This is a genomic window from Methanoculleus sp. DTU007 (genome assembly GCF_001512385.1).
Lineage (GTDB): Archaea > Halobacteriota > Methanomicrobia > Methanomicrobiales > Methanoculleaceae > Methanoculleus > Methanoculleus thermophilus.
In genome coordinates this window covers 11316-30400 of sequence record NZ_LFRO01000068.1, presented here as the reverse complement: position 1 = coordinate 30400, position 19085 = coordinate 11316, and the positions used below count along the sequence as shown (strand labels likewise).

22 protein-coding genes and 1 tRNA gene (1 of these 23 only partly in view) are annotated in these 19085 nt (G+C 61.0%); 10 read left to right on the top strand and 13 right to left on the bottom strand.

Going from position 1 to position 19085, the window contains the following annotated elements; genetic code table 11:
• Nucleotides 1-12: 12 nt before the first annotated feature.
• From ACI94_RS07380 to ACI94_RS07365, 4 genes are read right to left on the bottom strand one after another with little or no spacing between them, the layout of a single operon-like run.
• Complete coding sequence (locus tag ACI94_RS07380) at nt 13-939, bottom strand: chemotaxis protein CheW (RefSeq protein ID WP_066958746.1); 927 nt, start codon at nt 937-939, stop codon at nt 13-15.
• A gap of 44 nt (nt 940-983) precedes the next feature.
• A complete protein-coding gene (locus ACI94_RS07375) occupies nt 984-1850 on the bottom strand; it encodes a DUF4097 family beta strand repeat-containing protein (protein ID WP_066958745.1) in 867 nt (288 codons plus the stop codon).
• A gap of 23 nt (nt 1851-1873) precedes the next feature.
• A complete protein-coding gene (locus ACI94_RS07370) occupies nt 1874-2710 on the bottom strand; it encodes an ABC transporter permease (protein ID WP_066958744.1) in 837 nt (278 codons plus the stop codon).
• A gap of 5 nt (nt 2711-2715) precedes the next feature.
• The gene (locus ACI94_RS07365) at nt 2716-3666 is read right to left on the bottom strand and encodes an ATP-binding cassette domain-containing protein (RefSeq protein WP_066958743.1); all 951 of its coding nucleotides are present in this window, start codon (nt 3664-3666) and stop codon (nt 2716-2718) included.
• Nucleotides 3667-4034: 368 nt separating this feature from the next.
• Here ACI94_RS07365 and ACI94_RS07360 point away from each other — a divergent pair, with 368 nt between their 5' ends.
• From ACI94_RS07360 to ACI94_RS07340, 5 genes are all read left to right on the top strand, one after another.
• Complete coding sequence (locus ACI94_RS07360) at nt 4035-4529, top strand: hypothetical protein (protein WP_066958753.1); 495 nt, start codon at nt 4035-4037, stop codon at nt 4527-4529.
• Nucleotides 4530-4706: 177 nt separating this feature from the next.
• Complete coding sequence (locus ACI94_RS07355) at nt 4707-6176, top strand: arginine deiminase family protein (RefSeq protein WP_273259266.1); 1470 nt, start codon at nt 4707-4709, stop codon at nt 6174-6176.
• Between the two features lie 5 nt (nt 6177-6181).
• Complete coding sequence (gene arcC, locus ACI94_RS07350; protein WP_066958742.1) at nt 6182-7126, top strand: carbamate kinase; 945 nt, start codon at nt 6182-6184, stop codon at nt 7124-7126.
• Between the two features lie 62 nt (nt 7127-7188).
• Nucleotides 7189-7527 carry a DUF5518 domain-containing protein gene (locus ACI94_RS07345; RefSeq protein WP_066958741.1) on the top strand — a complete coding sequence of 113 codons (339 nt, stop codon included), beginning with the start codon at nt 7189-7191 and terminating at the stop codon, nt 7525-7527.
• Nucleotides 7528-7594: 67 nt separating this feature from the next.
• Nucleotides 7595-7966: a DUF5518 domain-containing protein gene (locus ACI94_RS07340; RefSeq protein WP_150468743.1), complete on the top strand. Its 372-nt coding sequence runs from the start codon at nt 7595-7597 to the stop codon at nt 7964-7966.
• Here ACI94_RS07340 and ACI94_RS07335 read toward each other — a convergent pair.
• Nucleotides 7956-9176, bottom strand: a complete 1221-nt coding sequence (locus ACI94_RS07335; RefSeq protein ID WP_066958739.1) for an MFS transporter — start codon at nt 9174-9176, stop codon at nt 7956-7958. The genes ACI94_RS07340 and ACI94_RS07335 overlap by 11 nt on opposite strands.
• A 193-nt stretch (nt 9177-9369) precedes the next feature.
• On the opposite strand from ACI94_RS07335, the gene ACI94_RS07330 reads away from it, so the two are divergent.
• The 4 genes from ACI94_RS07330 (at nt 9370) to ACI94_RS07315 (ending at nt 13083) form a co-directional block, all read left to right on the top strand.
• Nucleotides 9370-10701: an MFS transporter gene (locus tag ACI94_RS07330; protein WP_224732819.1), complete on the top strand. Its 1332-nt coding sequence runs from the start codon at nt 9370-9372 to the stop codon at nt 10699-10701.
• Nucleotides 10702-10784: 83 nt separating this feature from the next.
• On the top strand, nt 10785-12362 hold the full coding sequence (locus ACI94_RS07325; protein WP_066958737.1) for an ATP-binding protein: 1578 nt from the start codon (nt 10785-10787) through the stop codon (nt 12360-12362).
• A gap of 85 nt (nt 12363-12447) precedes the next feature.
• The gene (locus ACI94_RS07320; RefSeq protein ID WP_083524866.1) at nt 12448-12606 is read left to right on the top strand and encodes a rubredoxin; all 159 of its coding nucleotides are present in this window, start codon (nt 12448-12450) and stop codon (nt 12604-12606) included.
• A 315-nt stretch (nt 12607-12921) separates the two neighbouring features.
• Nucleotides 12922-13083, top strand: coding sequence for a rubredoxin (locus tag ACI94_RS07315; protein WP_353743253.1), 162 nt, complete (start codon nt 12922-12924; stop codon nt 13081-13083).
• Nucleotides 13084-13152: 69 nt separating this feature from the next.
• On the opposite strand, the gene ACI94_RS07310 is transcribed toward ACI94_RS07315, so the two are convergent.
• Both ACI94_RS07310 and tsaA read right to left on the bottom strand, forming a co-directional pair.
• Complete coding sequence (locus ACI94_RS07310) at nt 13153-13677, bottom strand: RimK/LysX family protein (RefSeq protein ID WP_066958736.1); 525 nt, start codon at nt 13675-13677, stop codon at nt 13153-13155.
• A 49-nt stretch (nt 13678-13726) separates the two neighbouring features.
• On the bottom strand, nt 13727-14209 hold the full coding sequence (gene tsaA, locus ACI94_RS07305) for a tRNA (N6-threonylcarbamoyladenosine(37)-N6)-methyltransferase TrmO (protein ID WP_066958735.1): 483 nt from the start codon (nt 14207-14209) through the stop codon (nt 13727-13729).
• Nucleotides 14210-14292: 83 nt separating this feature from the next.
• Here tsaA and ACI94_RS07300 point away from each other — a divergent pair, with 83 nt between their 5' ends.
• On the top strand, nt 14293-14640 hold the full coding sequence (locus ACI94_RS07300) for a nuclear transport factor 2 family protein (RefSeq protein WP_066958734.1): 348 nt from the start codon (nt 14293-14295) through the stop codon (nt 14638-14640).
• Nucleotides 14641-14653: 13 nt separating this feature from the next.
• Here ACI94_RS07300 and thiE read toward each other — a convergent pair whose 3' ends face one another.
• The 6 genes from thiE to thsA all read right to left on the bottom strand — a co-directional run.
• Entirely contained in the window at nt 14654-15289 is a 636-nt protein-coding gene (gene thiE / locus ACI94_RS07295) for a thiamine phosphate synthase (protein ID WP_066958733.1), read from the bottom strand.
• Nucleotides 15289-16089, bottom strand: a complete 801-nt coding sequence (gene thiM / locus ACI94_RS07290) for a hydroxyethylthiazole kinase (protein ID WP_066958750.1) — start codon at nt 16087-16089, stop codon at nt 15289-15291. Before thiM ends, thiE begins: the two co-directional genes overlap by 1 nt.
• A gap of 292 nt (nt 16090-16381) precedes the next feature.
• Nucleotides 16382-16540, bottom strand: coding sequence for a hypothetical protein (locus ACI94_RS07285; RefSeq protein ID WP_236707457.1), 159 nt, complete (start codon nt 16538-16540; stop codon nt 16382-16384).
• Entirely contained in the window at nt 16537-18273 is a 1737-nt protein-coding gene (locus tag ACI94_RS07280) for a PAS domain S-box protein (RefSeq protein WP_224732820.1), read from the bottom strand. Before ACI94_RS07280 ends, ACI94_RS07285 begins: the two co-directional genes overlap by 4 nt.
• Nucleotides 18274-18519: 246 nt before the next feature.
• Nucleotides 18520-18604, bottom strand: a tRNA-Ser gene (locus tag ACI94_RS07275).
• 250 nt (nt 18605-18854) lie between these two features.
• Nucleotides 18855-19085, bottom strand: partial view of a thermosome subunit alpha gene (gene thsA, locus ACI94_RS07270; protein WP_286681268.1) — the end only. The gene runs 1212 nt beyond the window's last position; the window shows 231 of its 1443 coding nt (coding positions 1213-1443); its start codon lies off the right edge, out of view; the stop codon is at nt 18855-18857.

Below are 19085 nucleotides of genomic sequence, written 5' to 3'. Positions count from 1 at the left end.
TGGAATGAGACTCTATTGCCTCGTCTGGTGAACCAGCATTCTCGGATCGGCAAGGATTGCCGCCGCATCGAGGAGAATCAGTGAGCCTTCTGCAACACCCAGGAGATACTGTTCTCCGATCGGCGTCATCCCGGGCTCCGCCGGAGCAATGTCGTCTCTCGAGATGGTGCCGATGTCCGTGATATAGTCCGCGAGGATCCCGAACGTCATCTTCCCGTCGGAGAGGACGATGACCCTGTTGAGGTCTGTCAACCCCTGTTTCGGGATCGAGAGGATCCGGGCAAGGTCGACGACGGAGATGATCTCTCCTCTTACGGCACAGATCCCGGCGATGAAATCGGGCACCCCGGGCACCGGCGTGATCTCACGGATGATGAAGACTTCCCGGATGTATCGCGTCTCGATGGCGTACTCGCGGCCGGCGAGCCGGAAGGTGAGGATGTCCGAGGTTACGGCCGCATGGTCCTCCTTATCCTCCATTGCACCTCTGCGCTCTATCCCCGGGGCGGTCTCCTCTCCGGCTGGAGGTATGGAGAACCGCTCGCGCTCTTCTGCAGCACAGAGTGCACCGGGATCATGGATGATAATCGTCCCGTCACCGGCCAGGTGCACACCCGGGTGGGAGGTCGTGCCGTCGTCGGCGGGGAGGCTCCCCTCCCGCACTCCCTGCACCCCATCCACCCGGAGGGCCATGCAGTCCGGCCTGGCATGAGTAATGATGAGGACGTCCGTCGGGAGTGGCGGACGACCCGGGAGCCCGAGGAGATCCCGGACTGGATAGACCGGGATGGTCTCCCCGTGCAGGTTCACGGTACCGTCTCCTCCATCCCTGCTCTCCGGCGAGAGCGCTGCCATGCCGACGACCTGCCGGACGGCGGCGAGAGGGAGTGCACAGGTCCTCCCTGCAACGGTGAAGAAGAGGAGGTGTGAGCGGTTCATTGGGTATTCGAAGATAGGTCCCGGGCGGGTAAAAGGTTGTGGGGTCAGAGCCCTTCCAGGTTGATGCCCCCGTTCGATGTGGTGACGGTGATCGTTGGTCCCCCATCGCCGAGGGTGCCCACGATCCGGGTCCCCGACGACTCCTCGAGCTGGAGCGGGAGGTTGCTTGCCGCGATCCTGCCGCCTGAGGTGGTGGCAATCAGGCGGGCGTCCAGGGTCTCCGCGAGCCGAAGCGTAATCGCGCCGTTGCTGGTGGTTATCTTTACATCACCCCGGACGGCCGGGATGCTTGCGGTGATCGGGCCGTTGGATGTCCGGAGTTCCATGACCCCAGCGGACTCCTCCACCGTGATATGGCCATTGCTGGTCCTTGCGGTGACGTAGCCATCGGCTCCCCGAACCTCGATCGGCCCGTTTGAGGAGTCTGCTGTAATATCGCCTCCGGGAGCGCCGTCGACCCGTATGGGGCCGTTTGAGGTCAAAAGCTCCGTTCCGTTCACCCTTGCCCCGGCAAGATCGATCGGGCCGTTCGAACTCTCGGCCCGCAGAAGGACGGTCGCCGGCGGCAGATGGATCGTGCAGTCCACGTTCACCTGCGGGTCTTGTGCGGTGTGCACCGTCTCGATCCGGAGGGGATCGCCCTCTGTCACCACAATCTGGACTTTGTCAAGCTCCGTCTGGCCGTAGGCGGACCGTTTGACCGCACTGACGGTGACGGTCTCCCCCTCCCGAACGTCCACGGTCACGCCTCCATTGCGGTTGATCACGACGACCTCGCTTCCGGGCTCCACCGTGACCGTCCGGTTGAACTCCTCCGTCGCCTCAAGATCCGGTATCCCGGTGCACCCGGAAAGGGCGGCGGAAGCGATGAGCATCAGCATCGTCAGGATTGCACATGCGGGTTTCTGCATAGTTACACTCACTCACCCATCTATCATGTAACTACCGCCTTCTGAAACGTCCGGCGGGCGAGGATGTACATCAGCGCCGCGAAGATCGCGAGGTATGCGAATGATGTAAGCGCATCGGTTACGGTGTAGGAGTAGTGGGCCCCGACGGCAAAGAAGTCGTTCCCGAGAGCAAAGTAGCGGATCCCGCGGACCAGGTGGGTGAGCGGGTTGAGGATCGAGAGCGTCTGCAGGATCTCGGGAAATCCCTGGATCGGGTAGAGGGCGTTCGAGACGAAGAATATCGGTAGCGTCAGAAGCGTTATGATCCCCTGCAGCCCTTCGGGGGTCTCAAGGCGCATTGAGATGTTTGAGGAGAAGAGGAGGAACCCGAGCGAGAAGACGCCGACAAACGCGTATATCCCGATGACCGAGGTGGCGATCTCGTCGAGTGAGTATCCCGGGAAGAACTGCACCCCGAGGATGAGCCCGAAGATCATGATGATGGTCACCTGGATGAACGACTTTGTCATCCCCGAGAGACTGATCCCCATCATGATATGGGTCCGGGGCATGGGGCTTGCGAGCATCTCGCGCATCAGTCCCCAGTTCTTATCAAAGAGGAGGCTGATACCCCCAAAAAGGCTCGTAAAGAGGGTTGTCATCGCGATCACGCCGGCGGCCATGAAGGTGAGGTAATCGACCGAAAAGACTCCGGGCGGGGCCGGAACGGCCGAGGTGAATCGGTTGATGTTCGACGACATGGCGACCCCGAAGAACGCCATCCAGAGTGCCGGCTGGAGAAGCGATGCGAAGAGTTGCGTCCTGAACCGGACGAACCGGATCATCTCCCGCCAGTAGACGGTGAGAAACTCCCAGCCCATGGCACTCACGCTCCGGCGTCCCGCAGTTCTCTACCGGTGTAATGGACGAAGACATCATCCATCGTCGGTTTCTTTAGGTTCACGCTCGATATCTCGATCCCGGCGTTGCGGACCCGCTCGACGATCCCGGGGAGGCAGTGGCTCCCGTCGGCCGCGATTGTGATCGAGAGCCCCCGGGTCGACTCCTTGATCGACCGGATCTCCTTGACCCCTCGAAGGCTCTCCCGGGCCCTTGCGTTGTCTCTTGTCTCAAGATAGACGACGTCCTCGCCGAGAGCGTTCTTCAGTTCCTCCGGGGTTCCGGAAGCAATGATCTTTCCGTTATCGATGATGCTGATCCGGTCTGAGAGCATATCGGCCTCCTCCATGTAGTGCGTCGTCAGGAATATCGTCGTTCCTGCTCTGTTCACCTCCCGTATGTAATCCCATATCCGCATCCGTGTCTGCGGGTCGAGCCCCAGCGTCGGCTCGTCGAGGAAGAGGACCTTCGGCCGGGTCATCAGCCCCCGGGCGATCTGGAGCCGGCGCTTCATACCGCCCGAGAGGTTCTTCGTCTGTTCGTTTCGCTTTGGGCCGAGTTCCACGACCCGGAGCAGGTCGTCGATCCGCCGTCGCCGCTCGTCACGGGGGATGCTGTAGAGCCGCCCGTGGAACTCCATTGTCTCCCAGACGGTGAGATCGCGGTCGAGCACATCGTCCTGGAAGACGATGCCGATGGATTCCCTGACCCGTGAGGGCTCCCGTGCGACGTCGTAGCCGGCTACCCTCACCGTCCCCTTCTGGAGAGGGAGCAGCGTCGTCAGGATGTTGATGGTGGTGCTCTTTCCGGCACCGTTGGGGCCGAGGAAGGAGAAGATCTCACCTCTCCTGACGGTGAAACTGATGCCGCGCACCGCCGCAAAACCGTCGAAAACATGCTCGAGATCCCGCACCTCGATGATATTCTCTTCTTCCATCGGTCACCGTTCCGCCCCACCCCGGACCGGGGATTGTCTTGCGTTCTCCATCCAATACGAGTGCTACCATATCTCCCTTTCCCTGTGGAATGCGAGCAGCCTGGCCTGGAAATCAATCAGATCTCCGGTTTCTCCCTCCCGCTGCATCCCGGGGTAAGGGGCAGGTCGGCAAAACCACCCACGTAACTTTTCGGCGGCCGACCCTGATGGATATCATAAAATACCTGGACCCCTACATCCCCTCTCAGATACGGCATGTGCGGCTATCCCTATCTCACCAATACCAGCGATTCTAGTCCTCGAACTCCAAACTGCATCCTTCCTGGAGCCGGCGTGCCGGAAGGTAAGGATCTGGCGGGAGGGCTGTGGTGATCCGGTCTTTTTGGGCGGTCTTTTGCCTCCTCTTCGCAGTTCTGGTCTCTGTCGTGCCGGCAGGCGGGCTTGTGATCGAGAATGCCGATCTGAGCCAGGCGGAGGTCAATCTCCTCTTTGCGATGCGTGAGTATACCCTGACCTACAACGGCTACGCAGACCGGCTGCCGGGATGGGTGACCGGGCCGTTCGCGAACGAAGAGGTCAACCTCCACGTCAACTCACCGGACGGTGTGCTGGTCATCGGGATCACCTTCCATGACCGCAAGGTCGTCCAGTTCGACGCAAAAAGCCGATCAAATCCCATCGCCACGGTAACGACCGATTCCTCGACGGTCGAGAGCGTCATGCATTCAGATCAGCCGTTTGATGCCTTCCGGGCTGCGATGAGGAACGGTACCGTCACGATTGAGGGGAATAACCTCGTCGGGAAACTGCGGGTGGGGATGATCCTGTTCGGTCTTTGGGTGCTGGACGTTCTCGGGTTGTAATCAGCCGGCATGGGGTTGCTGCAGGGGTAAAGTTGCCCGGGAATCAGACTGATGGCCGCAAGTACGGCGGGTTGCTGCTTTGAGCCGCCGCTCTCTGGTTCGGACAGATCTCCAACCCGGCTCATGGGTCTTGTTCGCGGCAGGTTTATCCATTCGCGAGCGAGAGAGTCCCCTGAGATGAACCGATACGCAAAAGTTATCCTTTACGGCTTGCTGGCGCTGGCAGTCTTCACCGGGATCAGCTTCATCATCGGCGGGAGAGTGAAACTGGGTCCTTGCGGCTGCAACAGCGATCGGGGTGATGATTGCGTACTACGCTGTCGCTTCCCGGCGAAGGTGGTGAGTGAGGTGGTAGTGGGTGTGCGAGCGGAATGGGAGCCGCTTCGGACGGTGGCCGTCCACCGTCCCGGGATCGAGATGTTCTTTGGGTTGCTTGAGCCGTATGCAGCGCTCTACGAGCGGGCATTCAGCCGCTATGAGGCGCGTAGGGAGCATGATATCCTCGTGCAGACCCTCCGCGAGGATTTCGGTGTCCGCGTCCTGCACCTCAAAGAGACGATCCTCGATGCCGCCGACCGTGACCCTGCGGTACGCCGGCGGCTTGTCGACCGGGCATATGGGACCGTCACTCTCAAGGGGGGGAGGAGAGAGGTTTCGGAGGCCCGCCGGAGCATGGAGCAGAACGCCGCCGCTCTGGACTCGCTGCATTTCTTCACACTTCTCCTCTTGAACCCGATCATCGAGGTCGGATGGGGGCACCCCCACGGCGGGGTGGACGTCCGGATCCCGGGGCAGGAACCGCTCGCGAACCTATACTTCATGCGGGATCAGCAGGCGATGACCGATTGCGGCCTCGTCGTCGCCCGACCGGCAAAACGGCAGCGGGCTCGAGAGCCCGATATTACCAGGCTCCTCTGGGAGATCCTCGGCATCCCGATCGCCGGGACGATCGAAGAACCGGGGACGTTTGAGGGCGGCGATTTCATGCCGATGGGGGAGTTCGCCCTTCTCGGCACCGGGGACCGGACGAACCGTGCCGGGGTAAGCCAGTTCCTCGACTTCGTCCCGATCTTCGACGAGGTCGGCGTCGTCCATCAGCCGGGCCACCCGCTCATCCCGAGCGACCGTCCCGATCCGATGGTCGATATGCACCTTGATACCTACTTCAACGTCGCAGGGAGCGGCGTCGTGATCGGCTCTAATGTCCTCCTCCAGCGGGCGCAGGTCGAGGTCTACCACCGGACGGGCACTGGCTACGAGGTCTCGGGCGAGACGACGAACCTCTATGATTATATCCGATCGAAGGATTTCTCGGTCATCGATCTCTCGATCCTGGAGCAGCTCTCCTACGCCGCAAACATCCTCTGCATCCGCGACGGGAGTATCCTTGCGGTGGAGGGGGAGCGGGTGATGCGGACGGTGCTCTCCAACCTGGCGGAGAAGGCCGCGCGCGACCCGGAGCGCTACGGGCGGCTCCTTTCCCACGCGGAGGATGATTACCGCCGGATACAGAACGAAGGACGGTTCTTCCCGCACAAGGCGGAGTTCTCCCGACACGGCATCGAAGTCTGCCCGCTTCACCTCGTGAACCTGACGGGAGGCTACGGCGGCCCCCATTGCATGACCTGTACATTGGAGCGGGGGTGAAGGGGATGGGCAAGAGAGGTGTGGTGATTGCGCTTGGCGGGAACGCCATTCTCCGTCACCGGGAGACGGGAACCGCTGAGGAGCAGGCTGCGAACGTCAGGCGCGCCTCTCACGAGATCGCCGGGATCGTGGGTGAGGGGTATGCCGTCGTCATCACCCACGGGAACGGCCCTCAAGTCGGAGATATCCTCCTCAAAAACGAGATGGCGAAGGACGTTCTTCCGCCGATGCCGCTTGATGTCTGCGGGGCGGAGAGTCAGGGGATGATCGGCTACCTTCTCCAGCAGTCGATGCAGGAAGCCCTCACTGCGGCCGGCATCGGCTGCCCGGTCGCGACCGTGCTCACCCAGACCCTTGTTGCCGGGGACGACCCGGCGTTTGAGAATCCGACAAAGCCCATCGGTCCGTTTTACACCGCTATGCAGGCTAGACGGCTTCAGGAAGAGATGGGCTGGCGGATGGTGCAGATCCCGAGGCAGGGTTACCGTCGTGTGGTCCCCTCTCCGCGTCCGATCGCCCTCATGGAAGGAGAGGCGATTCTCCGGCTCTTTTTGGCCGGCGTGATCGTGATCGCCGCAGGCGGCGGGGGCGTCCCGGTGGTCGCAAAGCCCGGGAGCATGCTTCGGGGCGTCGAGGCGGTGGTGGACAAAGATTATACTGCAGCCCTCCTCGCACGGCTCGTTGGCGCAATAGATCTCCTGATTCTCACCGACGTCGAGCGTGTCGCCGTAAATTACGGAAGGCCCGGGCAGCAGGATATCCACGAGATGACGGTTGCCGAGGCACGCGATCACCTCGCGGCGGGGCAGTTCCCGCCGGGGAGCATGGGGCCGAAGATCGAGTCGGCCATCGACTTCCTTGAGGCCGGCGGAGAGCGTGCAATCATTGCATCGCTTGAACAGGCTTCACTTGCCCTCTCCGGGCGTGCAGGAACACTGATACATCGATAACCGACTCATAACCCCAATGTTTATATACATCATCCCCAAATTTCCGGCGGAGGTGGAAGAGTATGGCTAATAACTTCTGGATGGGCGTCATCGTCGGGTGGCTCGTTGGACTCATCCTCGGCTTCCTGCTGCCGGTCATTGGACCGCTGGTAGGGGGGTTTGTTGCCGGGTGGATGGCCGGGCGCGGGATAGGAACCGGAGCAAAGGCCGGGCTGTTTGCCGGCATCCTCGGTGCCATCGTCATTGCGATACTGCTCCTTATCGGTGGTACCGTACTCCTGGGAGCATTCGGGTTCATCGCGGGCCTCGGGACATCGCTCGTCATCGTCGTGATGGCGTTCATCTACCAGGGCATCCTCTCGCTGATCGGCGGGGCCATTGCCGGGGCGATCCGGCGGTGAGATGGTAGTTGGACAAATTCCGGGGAGGCCTCTCCTCCCCGGCTCTTCTCAACCCGGGAGGCCCTAGTTGGCTGAGCAGGGATCTTTCTGGATATCGGCGCTCGTGGGGTTTATCTTCATGCTCTTCATCAGCCCCTTCTTCCCGGTAGCAGGCCCGATCGTCGGAGGGATCATCGGCGGCTACCTCGGCCCGCCCGGGGCGGTCAGGGGGGCCCTCGGCGGGCTCCTCGACGGGCTCATCGTCGCTGCGATCTTCTCGGTTATTGCCGTCGTGGGGGGGACGGCGCTCCTTGGTCCTATCGGCACACTCATCGGCCTCGGGATCACCGTTCTTCTCTTTCTTCTCGCTCTCTACTTCGGGATCCTCGGCGCCATCGGCGGTGCCGTCGGTGGAGCGCTGAAGGCGTGGATGGTGGAGCGCCGGCGACCTACGGGATGAGGTTCCCGATCCCTTCCTGGAACTTGACTGCGATCCGGGAGCGGTAGATCCAGAGGTAGGCGACCAGCGCTGCAATCTCGACAATGACGACGTACGCGACGATATGCTCGAGGGATACATCATAGAGAACGCCCATCACGGCGCTTCCTACGAACCATGCGGTCCCGAAAATCGCGCTCATGACGCCGTAGACCTGTCCCCTCCGGGCCGCCGCGGTGGACTCTGCGATCGATGCCCGGAGAACCGTCTCAAAGATCCCGATCCCCGCCCCCCAGACGAGTGATCCGGCGAGTGCCGTGCCCGGCGTGGGTGAGAAGGCGAGCAGGACCGTTGAAATGCTGAAGACCGGGATGGTGAGGAGGACATGGGTGCCGAGACGATCGAAGACCCGCCCGATGAGCAGGGCGACAACGACCGAGACCATCATCGCTGAGGCGTAATAGAGGGGGATGGCGGCGTCGGGGATGACCGATTGGGCCTTTAAGTGAAAGGAGATGAGCGGGAAGTTGGCAAACCCAGCCATGCCGAGGAAGATGAACGTCGCGTAGGGCATGACCCCGGGCAGATCGTCTCCGGTCACTCTGGTTCCCCCGTCTGCCTCCAGGCGTCCCGGTCTCGGCACAGACGATCGTGCGAAGAAGAGTATTACTGCAACACCGGCAAGCGGGATCCCGAGCAGGAGAAAACCCGGAGCGTAGCCGCCGGTAGCGGCGAGTGCGGCGGCCATGACGAGGGGCCCTATGACGGCGCCGACCTGATCGAGCGCCTTATGAACCCCGAATCCCCACCCTCTCCCTATTGCCGTTGTCGCGTGGGAGAGGATCGTATCCCGTGCCGGCGTCCTGATGGCTTTTCCGATCCGCTCGGCGATGATGAGGAGGGCTGCAGCCTCCCACTGATGGACGAACGCAAGAAGCGGGATTACGGCGAGCAGACCGTAGCCACCCATCGCCACGTTCCAGTAACGACGACTCTGGTCAACGTAGGCACCGGTCGCAGACCGGAGCGCATATCCTATGAACTCACCAAACCCGGCAACCAGCCCGACGACCGCCGCACTTCCTCCAAGGAGGAGAATGTAGGGCCCCGTGACACTCCGTGCGCCGTTTGAGATCAGGCTCCCGCAGAGGCTTACGATGCCAAGGAGTAGGATGAGCCGGATCGAGAGGTCACGCAGATCCCGCCGGTCATCAGGGGAATGATTGGGCATGTTCCCGGAGGACTTAGAAGAGTAATCTCATTAATTGTACTGCATGGTTGGGCCGCAGCAGTGCCCTTATCTCTCGCGAACACAAATATTTTTGCAGCATAGGCCCCGGGTGCAGATCGGGAACCTGGTGAGATGAGTGACAAGAATGCGGCAGGGCGATGGGCAGACATATTCGCGGGGATTCATCCTATTATTGGTCACAATTGTTACGTTCCTCAACCCGTTCACGGGTTCGGCAATCAACCTTGCCCTCCCGGCCATCGGGAGCGAGTTCTCTGCGGATGCCACAACACTCGCCTGGATCTCCAGCGCCTACCTCCTCGCGACGGTCATCTTCCTCCTCCCGGCAGGGCGGTTCGGTGACACCCGTGGGAGGGTCACGGTCTTTTTGCTTGGTGCCGTCATCTATACCGCGGGTTCCCTCCTCACCATCTTCACCCCCTCGCTCGATCTCCTCCTCGTCTTCCGCTTCGTGCAGGGGGTCGGCGGCGCCCTGATCTACGCAAACAGCGTGGCCCTGATCACGCAGCTCTACCCGCCGGGCGAGCGGGGCGCTGCCATAGGCCTCAACGTCACCGCCGTCTACGCCGGGCTCTCGCTCGGGCCGTTCCTCGGGGGCGTTCTGACCCAGTTCTTCGGCTGGCGGAGCATCTTCATCCTGACCTCGCTGCTTGCCGTTCCGGCGCTCGTCTACGCTGGAAGGTTCCCGGCGTTCTTAAACGAGCGGCAGCAGGAGCACTTCGATGCCCCCGGGCTGGTCCTCTCCTCGGCCCTGATCCTCTGCCTCTTCCTGGGCCTGGCCTCGGTGACCACCCCGGCCGGCCTTGCCCTCCTTGTCGCGGCCCTCCTGCTGGGAGTGGCCTTCTTCCGGGTAGAGCGGCGCCAGCCCTGCCCCCTCCTCCCGGTCCCCCTCATCATGGAGAACCGGATCTTTGCGGCCTCAAACGCCGCCGCCCTGATCAACTACAGCGCCACCTACGCGGTCGGGTTCCTCCTCTCTCTCTACCTCCAGTACATACGGGGCTACGATCCCGTCACCGCTGGCACCATGCTCCTGGTCCAGCCGATCGTCCAGGCCTTCGTTGCCCCGGTCTCAGGCCGTCTCGCCGACCGGATATCGCCCGGACACGTTGCCTCGGTGGGGATGGGGATATCGGGTGCGGCACTCTTCGGCTTCTTCCTGCTCGGGGAGACTACGCCGATAGCTGTGATCCTCGCCCTCCTGATCCTCATGGGTGTTGGGGTTGGGCTTTTTTCGTCCCCGAACACCACCGCCATCATGGGTTCCGTCACGAAGCGGGACTACGGGTGCGCATCGGCGATGACGGCAATGATGCGGTCGCTTGGCATGATGCTGAGCATGGGGGCGGTCCTCGTGGTCTTTGCAATCATCATGGGGGCGACCGCCGTCACGCCTGCGATATATCCAGAATTCCTGCTGAGCGTGCGGCTGATCTTCCTTGCCTTCGCGGTCCTCTCGGCAATCGGTGTCTTTCTCTCGCTTTATAGGAACAAAAAGCCTTGAATATTCAACAATTTTAAAAATAAAACTCTCCGGTGAAGAGAGTAAGTGTTAAAACTCCAAAGACCCTGTGATCTCCTTAACGGATGGACCTCGTAATCGGGATGGCCGGCGACCGGGAGATCGCCATCGATGCCCAGGAGCTGGTGACCGGAAGGACCTGTATCATCGCGCAGTCGGGCGCCGGGAAGAGCTGGGGGATTGCAGTCCTCTGTGAGCAGCTTCTGCTGGCCCGGGTGGGTTTCTGTCTCATCGATACGGAGGGGGAGTACTCCTCGCTCAAGGATCTGTTTCCCCTCCTCTGGATCGGGTCCGGAGATGGATGTGATGTGGATATTGAGCGGGCAAACCTCCGCGAACTGATGCGGGAGGCGATCTGTTCACGGACCGCAGTGATCTTCGATGTCTCGGAGACCGATATGCAAGGAAAGGTTGCTCACCTCGCCAATATTCTCTATGACCTCGAGAGCGAGTTACGGCAGCCGTACCTCTTGATTGTCGAAGAGGCGGACAAGTTCATCCCGCAGTCCGGCGAGTCTCTAAAGAAGATCGAGGAGATCTCCCGCCGGGGGCGCAAGCGCGGGCTTGGCCTCCTGGTCGCGACCCAGCGCCCCTCCCTTGTGACAAAGAACGTTCTCTCGCAGTGTAATAGCCAGATCCTTGGAAAACTCTCGATCGAGAACGATCTCAACGCTGTCAGGCTCTTCTTCTCATCCCGCAAAGAGGCCGGGGAACTTGCGGATCTCGAGCCCGGGGAGTTCTTCGTGATGGGAAAACTTGTTCGAGAGAAGACGAAGATGCGCTTTCGCGAGCGGCTCTGCGAGCACCGGGGGCTGACTCCAAGGCTCGTTCCCGCAAAGCCTCTCGAACCGTGGGCGAGCCCCGGTATCGGGCCGGTCGAGCCGCTCGCCGCAGGCAAAGATGATCATCCTCCTTCAGGGAATGCCGTGGTTCCGGTGTTGCTTCGCGAGGAGGCGCTTGATATTGCGATGGCACGACGGAAGCGCCGCCTCCTCTTCTTAGAGCCGGAAGAGAGGGTCGTCTCCGGAGAGCGGGTTTATCGGCCGCTTCACCGGGTGGAGATTCGCTACATCGGCGGATTCATCAAAAAATCGACAAAGACGGCCTCGTTTGTCATCGATGGACATACTGGGTGCATCGTCGAGATTGACCGTGGGCTGAAGGTCAGGCCGGGGTTCTCGGAGCTCCTGGGGCTCGATGAGGCCGCGGTGAGGATCGTCACCGGGCTAGCAAACGGCGGCTCGACGCTGGTCGAGATCGAGGCGGAGACCCATCTCCCGCCCGATGTGGTGAAGAAGGCGGTAAAGAGCCTTGAGAAGATGAAACTCATCACGGAGGTAAAAACGGTGGGCGATACAAAGATCTATGTCCCACTGCTCGCAGATGAGGTCCCCGCGCTCTCTTCTCTCCGTCCCGGGTCAGAGCCCCCGATGGAGCCGCTCCGGGGCGATCCCCCGGAGGCGAACGTCACGAAAGAATCGCTCCGGACGATCCTCAAAGGCCTCGAGCCGACGGCGGAGATCGTCGGGTTCGAGACGATCTATTACCCGGTCTACCGAATTGTGCTCGCGTCGGACCACGCCGAACGCTCACTCCTCCTCGATGGCCGCACCGGAAAAGAACTTCATTTCCCGGTCTCGTGACCGGAGCGCTTATTGTGCATTGAGTATAATGCTCGTTGTGCCCTATCATCCTCGTGATTGGTTGGGATAGAGAGGTGAACAAGTAGTGGATTCGTATCAATGTACTCTGTGCGGCTATATCTACAATCCTGCAATCGGCGATTTCGACCACGGTATCAAGGCCGGAACGGCGTTTGAAGATCTGCCCGAGACCTGGAAATGCCCACGGTGCGGTGCGGGGAAGAGCCGGTTTAAGAAGTTGTAAAGGTCCTGTCTTCTTTTTTTGGCGATCTGCGCAGGTTTGCGTATCGATCCCCTTCGCCGGAATCCGACGGCCTCGGGTTCATCTCCAGATCTCTTTGACTTTAACGGGTGATCTCTTCCAGGAGGCGAGTTCGTCTGTTGTTTCATTGCATCCGACGCCGAATCGTCTAGGAGACGGTGCCGCCCGTCCTTGACGGGTTTTTCTACGGGGACTTTATCCCTGGATCTTTTGACCGGAGTACTTATCCCTCCGGAGATATATGGGTGGCCGTGCCCCAGGTAAGATCGCGGTCGGTCGGGGCGGTGAGGTGATGAGATGATGGAATCATACCGGTGCGGACTCTGCGGTTACGTCTACAATCCCAGGGCCGGTGAGCCGGGCCGCGGGATCGGGCCTCGCACAGAGTTTGGAGACCTGCCCGAGACCTGGACGTGTTCCCGGTGCGGTGCAGAGAAGAGCCGGTTTAAGAAGGCATAATGGGCTGGTTTTCAGACCGGCCCGGCAAAATTCCAGCGTTTGAGAACGCAAAGCCGCGAGGAGTGGCTCTCAACTATTCCACCGAAAGACCCGGAGTCCCTCCCCGCGGATCTCCCGTCCGGCAAGGTGTTCCATCTCGTGGTCGATCCCGTAGGCGGTCGAGCCCGAGAAGACCATCTCTGTGGTATCAAGGTCTTCGGTCCGGATTGTCCGCTCGGTCGGGTGGACGGTCATCTTTATCACCCGGTCTGAGCCGAGGCGCACCCGGTAGGGGCGTGCGACAAGCATCCGGAGAGGAGAGTTGCCGCACTTCTCGAGCCGGTGGACGGTTCCCTCCCGGTGCAGGAGGACCGGATTGATGAAGAGGTAGATCTCTTCGAGAGAGTAGCCGGTCTTGCTCGCATCGTCATAGACCGTCGTCTTTGTCACTGCCGAGAGCGATTTTATCGTATCGGATGCGTAACTCCAGTCTCCGCCGTAGCGGAGAGAGAAGAGGAGCGGGATGAGGGCATCGGCAGGTATCCCGAACCGGGTGGCAAGACCCGTCTCCGCGACGGCGAAGCCAAACTCTTCCTGGATCTCGTTGATTTCCATCGGTCTGCCCCTGTGCCTGGAACCCGGATAAATGCTCTGGCTCTTCCGGTCAGCAGAATCGATCGTCCGAGCGTACGGTGCGGGCGTCTTCCATGGATCTGGCCAGCCATCCGGCCCGTTCATTGGGGAAGGCGTCAAACGCCGGGACGTAGGGCTTGATGTCCAGGACCGGGGTGCCGTCCAGGATATCCACGTCCTCGACGGTGAGCGTCGGACCCTCGACGGCGACGAGTTTGAGGATCGAAAGCCCAATCGCGTTCGGCCGGCGGGGTGCCCGGGTTGCAAAGACACCGTGCGGGACCTTGTCGAGGAACGGGACCACCTCGAGCGCGTAGCCTTCCGTGCGGTGGAAGTGGTAGAGGAGGATGATCCGGGAAAACCCTGTAAGGTCCTTTAAACCCGGGGCGTAGGCGGGGTCGAGTTCGACCGTCCCACGGACGCCCCGTGCGCCGATGCTCTGGATGGGCATATCGCGGGGGTCGCGGAAGGGAGAGTGGACGGTGCCGATGGGGGTGAATGTGATACCGGTCATGGGTAGTATTCTCTCGCGCCCTGACAAAGAGGGTTTGTGACCGGGCAAGAGTTATTATCTTCCCGTACGTCAGCATACGCTCTATGAACGATCTCTTACCTGTTCTGCTGGATCTCGAGAAGCAAGCCTGGAAAGCTGCCGATCTCCGGGATGTGGCGTTTTACCGCGATTATCTCGCCCCGGAGGCCCTTGTCGTCAGCCCCTGGGGCATCCTGGATCGGGAGGGGCTTCTCCGCGACCTCGCAGAGAACCCAAACGAATTCCCGAAGTACGCCATCGCGGACCCAAAAGTCGTGCCTCTCGGGGAGGGGAGCGCCGTCCTCGTCTACACCGTCTCCTTTGGGGAGCAGAGGCTCTTCGTATCGTCCGTCTATGTCCAGGATCGGGGCCGGTGGAAGGCGGCCTTCCACCAGCGGACGCCCGCACTTTAAGGCTCTTGAAAGACTACCGCACCCTTGCCTTCGCCGTTGCGATCCGGTCACGGAGGTCGCGTGCGGCGGCGGTGACGTCGTCCTCTCCGACGACCGCCGATATCACCGCAACCCCGTCCGCCCCCGCGGCGATGACCTCGGCGACGTTTCCGGCGTTGATCCCGCCGATCGCAATGAGGGGGAGGGGAACCGCGGCCCGGACCGCCGCAAGTGTCGAAAGTCCGTGCCCCGGTCCGGCGTCGTCCTTCGATCCGGTCGCAAACGTTGGACTGAGCGCCACGTAGTCTGCCCCCTCTTCCCATGCCCGGACTGCTGTCGCGACGGAGCTGACCGAGGCACCGATGATGAATCCCGGCGGGGCAAGCCGCCGAGCATACCTGATTGGGAGATCGCTCTCCCCGAGGTGGACCCCGTCCGCGCCGGCGGCGAGAGCCACGTCCAGGCGGTCGTTCACGATAAAGAGCGCTCCCGTATCTTGGGTGATATCGCGGATCGCAACGGCTGTGTCGAGGAGGTCACGGCCGGAGAGATTTTTATCGCGTAACTGGATCACATCCGCGCCGCCGGCGACCGCTTGTCGGGCAAGTTCTGTGTGGGAGCGCCCGTTTCCTATCTTCTCGTCGGTGATCACGTAGAGGTCGTATACCATTACCGCTCCTCGATCCGTGCGTGCCTGGAGAGATCATCGAGCGAGAGACCGGCAAGTTCGTCGAAGAACGCCGTCCGGAACGAGTAAGGACCACGCGCCCCGGCCGCAGCCCGCTCCCCGGCACGGCCAAGCGCCGCGAGTGCCGAGGCCGACGAGACCGCGTAGTCGTCGGCGACGGCGGCGAACGCCCCGGTGACCGATGCCGCCATGCACCCTGTTCCGGATAGCCGGTCCATTGCCGGATCGCCGTTTCTGACCAGGAAGACTCGTTTGCCATCGGTGACGACATCAATCTCTCCCGTCATCGCCACCACGGTCCCGGTCGTCCGGGCGCACTCTACTGCCGCCTCGACGAGGTCCCCCGCGACCCCGCAGGAATCGACTCCCCGGACGCTCCCGCCGGCTCCGGCGAGGACCCCGATCTCCCCGGCGTTCCCTTTCAGAACGGCGATATCGAGTGCATCGAGGAGCCGTCGGGCGGTCTCTGTCCTGAACCGGGTCGCCCCAGCACCGACAGGGTCGAGGACGACCGGGATCCCGAGTTCGTTTGCCCGGCGTCCGGCAATCAGCATGGCCTCGACCTGCTCAGCGGAGAGTGTTCCGATGTTTAAGACGAGAGCTCCGGCGGCAGCAACCATCTCGGCGACCTCCTCAGGCGCCTCGGCCATAACCGGAGCGGCCCCGATGCAGATCGTGATGTTTGCGCAGTCGTTGATCGTGACGCTGTTTGTGATGTGGTGGACGAGCGGCCGTTTTTCCCGCACGGCGGCGAGCAGGCCAGCGGGGATTGTACCGCTCATGAGGCGTATCGATGAGTCTTCTGTCGTGTAACCCGGCATACTCATACTCGTACTAGTTGTTTCTGTGACTATCGCATAAAACCAGTTGTCGGCCATCCGCAAGTCTCATCTATATACAGGATCTCCCCGGGGTAGGGCCACCCATTCCCGTGGGGCGCAGACGGGCGTGGTCGGGACGGTACCCTGTCCCCGTGAGTCGCCTGGCTCATGTATGCCAGAATACTCCACTTCCCCAATCAGACCTCTCTTATACCAAAAGAGGCAGGTCCCTGCTCTGGTCAAAGATTAAGTCTCAATCCTTATCGTGCCGCCGGAGGAACTTGCGGACCTTCCGGGACTCCACCCATCCCCGGTCCAGCTGCGTGATGTACTCGTTGATCCGTTTGACCTGTTCACGGATGACTCTCGCAGCCTCCTCATCGCCCAGAAGTTCAGCTCTCCCGAGAATCACCTGGAGGGGCTGGCGAATATGATGCCGAGGACGGCGAACTGCTCGATGTTCCGCTCGATCTGCAGGAACGCCTGCTGTCTGAGTTGCTCGTACTGCCTGCGCTCGGTGATATCTCTACCCACCGCCTGGACGCCGACCACTCTCCCCTGCTCCAGGATTGGAGAGATGTTCAGTTCAATAAACGCTGCTGTCCCGTCTTTGCGGCGGAACTCGACCTCGAGCCCCTCGACCTGCTCGCCCCGGGCGACTCTCTTCCTCCCTTCTTCCCAGGCATGCAACGATAAGGGGTTGACATAATCACGGCACCTGCGGCCGATGAACTCTTCGGGAGGGTAGCCGAGAATGCGCTTTACGGACGGGGACATATACGTGATCCCGCCATCATGGTAGCAGGTGTAGATTAAATCGGAGCTACGCTCCGCAATCATGCGGAACTTCTGCTCACTCATTTTGAGCGCTTCTTCGGCCGCTCTCCGTTTGAGCCTCTGTGCCAGAATATTTGCTGCCGCCTGGACGAAGTTGATATCATCCCGGGTGAATCTCCGCTGCATCCGCGTGTGAGCCCCGAGCACCCCGTATGGCCCTCTGTCACCCAGGATGATAACGCTGATTCCGCTCCTGATACCTTCGTTCTGGAGGAGCGCCGAGCCGGAAAAACGCGTCTCGGTCCTGAGATCCTCAACGATCACCGGCTCGCGGGAGAGAAGCGTGTAGCCGGCCTGAGAAGAGGTGCCCCCTTCAACTCTCCTCGTACCGACGTCGCATACCTCGAATCCTACCGTTGCCTCGAGCACGAACGCCTCCTCGTCGGGAAGATATCGCAGCACATTCGCGTACTCGACCCCTAGGTGCCCTGCAACCATCCGAACCACGGCATTCATCAGTTCGCAGGGTCCTGCGTCTGCAAGGGCGATCTGGCCGAGTTCCGCGATCGCCGCCTGCTGTGCAACCCGGACGGCGGAGAGGTCTTCGGCGTATTTTCTTGCGGTGTTGTCGAGGTTGATCCCGGCCCAGAGGAGGATCTCCCCGCTCTCGTTCTGGATAGGGGCCCCGCGGGAGAGAATGGTGTGAAGACCGCCCTCTGGGTCTCGGATCCTGAGTTCGCGGTCCCAGAGTGTTCCGGTATCCAGGCAGTGCTTCCAGGCGGCGCGTGCCGCTGCCGCATCCTCAAGTGGTATGCTCTCCACCCACCCGGATTGCCGGCATTCCTCGATAGTCTTCCCCACCAGGTTGAGGAATGAGGGGGAGATGTAGAGCGCAGTCCCGTCAGGCTCACATATCCAGATGCCGTACGGCACCAGATCCCCGATCGCGGTATAAGCCGGCCCGATCCTGACCGGAGTCTGCATGCCTGCCGCGCTCCGCATCATCTCCTCGCGCTCGAGGGTGATGTCCCGGAAACGGGCGAGCATCATTCCGGCATACGGCTCGCCGGTCATAACCCGGAGTGAGTTGGAGAACCAGCGCAGGTCCCCGCGTGCAGTCCGCATCTGAATGATCTCACACAGCACCTCCTCCCTGCGCTCGATAGCGTCGAGCACCCTGCGGGCGGATTCATCATCCTTGAAGAATTGCGTAAGGTGGCGGGTAACGAGTGTATCGGCCTTTATGTTGCGGACTGCTTCGCTCCTGATGCCGAAGAGGTTCTGAAACGATAGGTTCAACTGTGCGACGGTGTTGTCCTGGTTAAAGATTACGATAGCATCATCCAGTTCATCAAAGCAGGGGTACACTGGAAACCACCACAGGCTGGTGTGTGGAAGCCCAGGGCAACGGGCACTGTAAGCCTCTGGTACTATGCTATATATAGATATCACTTTTGGAGATTCCGGGACTGCAACGGTTCTGAATTTTCGGGCAACTATTTTTTGAAAAATGGCTTCAATGGCTAAGATCGGTCTCTGGCGATCTGCAACCCGGGCTACACCAGAAGGCCTGCAGAAGTTCCAAGGGCTTCGATTCGGATATCTGGACCAAAACGCCGAGGGGGAGATTTGAACTCCCGAGGTGACGAACACCAGTGGCTTTCGAGGCCACCGCCTTCCCGGACTAGACTACCTCGGCACAAAACCGGCCTATAGTATTTACCTTCTGCGGCTATAATGGTATCGAGGCATGCTCTGCTGATTCACCTTTATCCGGGACGGTGTACAGTGCTGGTCTACCAGGGCTGCCCAATACATATGTGACTGCCCTCCTCTCCTTCGGGCTTAATCCGGATACAGCGCTGATATTCTAGCAGACAATGCCTTCCACAGGTAAAGGGATTGAGGAGGTGAAGTCGAGATATTCGTCACCTCCTCGCGTGGATGACTTACTTTGCTCCCGCTGCGCCCTTCTTTTCGGACTGGGTGATCATCATGTCGTCGACACGGATAAGGAGCATCGCCGTCTCGGTTGCGCTCTTGATGGCCTGAGTCTTCACGCGCTGCGGCTCGATGACCCCGGCCTCACGCATATCCACGATCTCGCCGGTATAGACATCAAGCCCGGCGTACTTCGCACCGTCGGCGTGGGCCTTTCTTAAAGCGACAACCTTGTCGAT

Bases quoted from the DNA above. Each gene is read 5' to 3' on its own strand.
- thiM (WP_066958750.1), bottom strand. From the start codon at position 16,089: ATGAGCGGTACAATCCCCGCTGGCCTGCTCGCCGCCGTGCGGGAAAAA.
- ACI94_RS07375 (WP_066958745.1), bottom strand. From the start codon at position 1,850: ATGCAGAAACCCGCATGTGCAATCCTGACGATGCTGATGCTCATCGCT.
- ACI94_RS07325 (WP_066958737.1), top strand. From the start codon at position 10,785: ATGGACCTCGTAATCGGGATGGCCGGCGACCGGGAGATCGCCATCGAT.
- ACI94_RS07380 (WP_066958746.1), bottom strand. From the start codon at position 939: ATGAACCGCTCACACCTCCTCTTCTTCACCGTTGCAGGGAGGACCTGT.
- ACI94_RS07315 (WP_353743253.1), top strand. From the start codon at position 12,922: ATGATGGAATCATACCGGTGCGGACTCTGCGGTTACGTCTACAATCCC.
- ACI94_RS07345 (WP_066958741.1), top strand. From the start codon at position 7,189: ATGGCTAATAACTTCTGGATGGGCGTCATCGTCGGGTGGCTCGTTGGA.
- ACI94_RS07310 (WP_066958736.1), bottom strand. From the start codon at position 13,677: ATGGAAATCAACGAGATCCAGGAAGAGTTTGGCTTCGCCGTCGCGGAG.
- tsaA (WP_066958735.1), bottom strand. From the start codon at position 14,209: ATGACCGGTATCACATTCACCCCCATCGGCACCGTCCACTCTCCCTTC.
- ACI94_RS07370 (WP_066958744.1), bottom strand. From the start codon at position 2,710: ATGGGCTGGGAGTTTCTCACCGTCTACTGGCGGGAGATGATCCGGTTC.
- ACI94_RS07355 (WP_273259266.1), top strand. From the start codon at position 4,707: ATGAACCGATACGCAAAAGTTATCCTTTACGGCTTGCTGGCGCTGGCA.
- ACI94_RS07335 (WP_066958739.1), bottom strand. From the start codon at position 9,176: ATGCCCAATCATTCCCCTGATGACCGGCGGGATCTGCGTGACCTCTCG.
- ACI94_RS07300 (WP_066958734.1), top strand. From the start codon at position 14,293: ATGAACGATCTCTTACCTGTTCTGCTGGATCTCGAGAAGCAAGCCTGG.
- arcC (WP_066958742.1), top strand. From the start codon at position 6,182: ATGGGCAAGAGAGGTGTGGTGATTGCGCTTGGCGGGAACGCCATTCTC.
- ACI94_RS07365 (WP_066958743.1), bottom strand. From the start codon at position 3,666: ATGGAAGAAGAGAATATCATCGAGGTGCGGGATCTCGAGCATGTTTTC.
- thiE (WP_066958733.1), bottom strand. From the start codon at position 15,289: ATGGTATACGACCTCTACGTGATCACCGACGAGAAGATAGGAAACGGG.